This is a genomic window from Candidatus Streptomyces philanthi, assembly GCF_059553635.1.
In genome coordinates this window covers 1-2580 of the sequence record NZ_JCANQV010000496.1, presented here as the reverse complement: position 1 = coordinate 2580, position 2580 = coordinate 1, and the positions used below count along the sequence as shown (strand labels likewise).

3 protein-coding genes are annotated in these 2580 nt (G+C 74.5%); 2 read left to right on the top strand and 1 reads right to left on the bottom strand.

Annotated elements, in window-relative coordinates; genetic code table 11:
* The first annotated feature begins 134 nt into the window (after positions 1-134).
* Together AC51EU_RS29440 and mmuM are read left to right on the top strand one after the other, a co-directional pair.
* The gene (locus AC51EU_RS29440; RefSeq protein ID WP_496270145.1) at positions 135-1007 is read left to right on the top strand and encodes a YceI family protein; all 873 of its coding nucleotides are present in this window, start codon (positions 135-137) and stop codon (positions 1005-1007) included.
* Positions 1008-1033: 26 nt separating this feature from the next.
* Positions 1034-1954, top strand: a complete 921-nt coding sequence (mmuM, locus tag AC51EU_RS29435; protein WP_496270144.1) for a homocysteine S-methyltransferase — start codon at positions 1034-1036, stop codon at positions 1952-1954.
* Positions 1955-1995: 41 nt separating this feature from the next.
* Here the strand turns inward: mmuM and AC51EU_RS29430 are convergent.
* Positions 1996-2580 (bottom strand): septum formation family protein (locus AC51EU_RS29430; RefSeq protein ID WP_496270143.1); only part of this gene is annotated, 585 nt, incomplete at its 5' end.

The window sequence follows — 2580 nt, the reverse complement described above, 5'->3', positions numbered from 1 at the left end:
CGCTCCCTCGCGGCCTCCGGGCGCCCCCGGCGCACCGGGCCGCACACCCCGCGCCACCGAAAGCGGGTCCGTTTGGTCTGGACCAGTGGCAGGATGGTGGTGTCCCCCACCCCCGACCGAGGAGCCCTGCCGTCATGGCTCTCGCCTTCCTGCCCCGTTTCCGCAAGCGCTCGCCGCACGGCGCTCTCGCGCCCCTCCCGCGCGGCGCCGGAGCGCTCGACCTCGCGGTCCTCGACCCGGTCGGCCTGCCGCTGCCGGGGGCCGGGGCGGTGGTGCAGGACGCCGCGGGGCGCGAGGTGACACGGGGCAGGACCGATCCGCACGGCAGGTTCACCGCGACGCTCGACCCGGGGACGTACCGGGTCGCCGTCACCTCGGACGGTTACCGGCCCGAGCGGATGGACGCCGAGGTCAGCGCGGGTGAGCGGAGTGCTCCGCCGGTGGTGGCCCTGGAAGCGGCGCCGCAGCCGCCGCTGCCCTCCCCGGGGCAGTGGCGGATCGACCCGGACCACACCTCCATCCGGTTCACCGCGCAGCACATCGGGCTGGCCTCCATCCACGGCCGCTTCAACCGCTTCGAGGGCGGTCTGTGGATCGGTGAGCAGATGGCCGACTCGCGGATCGAGGTCCACATCGACGCGGCCAGCATCGACTCGGGTGTCGCCCTGCGCGACCAGCATCTGCGGTCGGCGGACTTCCTGGACGTCGAGCGGTACCCCTACCTCCGGTTCACCGGGGACCGGTTCACTCACCGGGGCGGCGGCCGCTGGGCCGTGCACGGAGTGCTCCAGCTGCACGGTGTCAGCCGCAGTGTGCAGCTGGACACCCGCTATCTGGGGCTCGGTACGGGCATGGCGGGCGAGACCCGTACCGCGTGCACGGCGGTGACCGAGCTGCACCGCGAGGACTTCACCCTGGACTGGCGCACCATGCTCTCCCGGGGCATCGCCGCGATCGGCGCTACGATCCGCGTCGAACTGGACGTCCAGGCCGTACCGCAGGAGTAGCGCGGTACCGGGGAAGGGAGGCCCCCATGACCGGCACGCCCGTGCTGTTCGCCGACGCCCTCGCCACACGGCCGCTGGTCCTGGACGGCGGGCTCTCCAACCAGCTGGAGGCGGACGGGCACGACCTGGGCGACGCCCTGTGGTCGGCGCGGCTGCTCGCCGAGGACCCGGAGGCGCTGGTGCGGGCGCATCTGGCGTACTACCGGGCGGGCGCCGAGGTCGTGATCAGCGCCGGCTACCAGGCGACGTTCGAGGGGTTCGCGCGGTACGGCATCGGGGCCGGGGAGGCCGCGGAGCTGATGGCGCGGGGTGTGGAGCTGGTGCGTGAGGCGGCGCGGCGGGCCCGGTCCGACGGTGTGGCGGGGCCGCTGTTCGCCGCCGCTTCGGCCGGGCCGTACGGGGCGATGCTGGCGGACGGTTCGGAGTACCGCGGGCGTTACGGGCTGTCCGTCGACGCGTTGGAGCGCTTCCACCGCCCGCGCCTTGAGGTGCTGGCCGAGGCCCGGCCGGACGTGCTGGCGCTGGAGACGGTGCCGGACGCGGACGAGGGGCGGGCGCTGGTGCGGGCGGTGCGCGGGCTGGGGGTGCCGGCCTGGTTGTCGTACAGCGTCGCCGGGGGCCGTACGCGGGCGGGGCAGCCGTTGGAGGAGGCGTTCGCGGTGGCGGCCGGGGCGGACGAGGTGATCGCGGTGGGAGTCAACTGCTGCGCGCCGCAGGACGCGGACGAGGCCGTGGCGGTGGCGGCGCGGGTGACGGGGAAGCCGGTGGTGGTCTACCCCAACAGCGGGGAGCGGTGGGACGCGGAAGCACGGGAGTGGCGCGGTGCGGCGACGTTCCGCGCGGACCGGATCGCGGCGTGGACGGCCGCGGGGGCGCGGCTGATCGGCGGCTGCTGCCGGGTGGGCCCGGAGGCGGTGGCCGACCTGGCGGCGGTGCTGAGGCGCTGAGCGGACGGCGGCGGAGTGCCGCCGTCCGGCCCGGGTGCGCGTCAGGACAGCGGCTTGGTGAGCTTCTTGGTGCCGGTGCGGTTGCCCAGGAGGCTGCAGCTGACGTTCCTGATGCCGATCTTGTAGCCGTTCAGGTTGGGGAACTGGACGTAGGTGCCCTCGGCGGTGCCCGAGGGCTGCTTGGCGGCCTTCTCCTCCAGTTCGCGCCTGCAGAGCGAGGCGGCCTTGTCCTTGATGTCGGCACTGGTGGAGTAGCCGGAGCCGAGCTGGTGGACGGAGACCACCTCGGCGTCGTGCGGGCCGTCGCAGGTCGCGGCGTCGTTGTTGCCGCCGCCGTCGGCGGGCAGGTCGAAGCAGTCGCCGACCGTGAGCCGGAAGAACGGGATGGTGCTGCTGGTCGGCGTGGGACTCATGGTCGGCGTGGGCGGCTCGGTGGTGGGGTCCTCCGTGGCCGGCTGCGTCGTCGGGGCCGCGGCCGACGAGGAGTCACCACCGGCGCGCACGGGGTCCTTCCGGTCGTCACCGCCGTTGACCATCACCACGGCGACGACGACGGCGGCCACCGCTACGGCACCGCCGGCGATGATCGCGGCGATCGTCTTGCCGTTGCCGCCTCCGCCTCCGCC

Excerpts from the sequence above, each read along its gene's own strand:
- mmuM (WP_496270144.1), top strand. The coding sequence starts at position 1,034 with ATGACCGGCACGCCCGTGCTGTTCGCCGACGCCCTCGCCACACGGCCG.
- AC51EU_RS29440 (WP_496270145.1), top strand. The coding sequence starts at position 135 with ATGGCTCTCGCCTTCCTGCCCCGTTTCCGCAAGCGCTCGCCGCACGGC.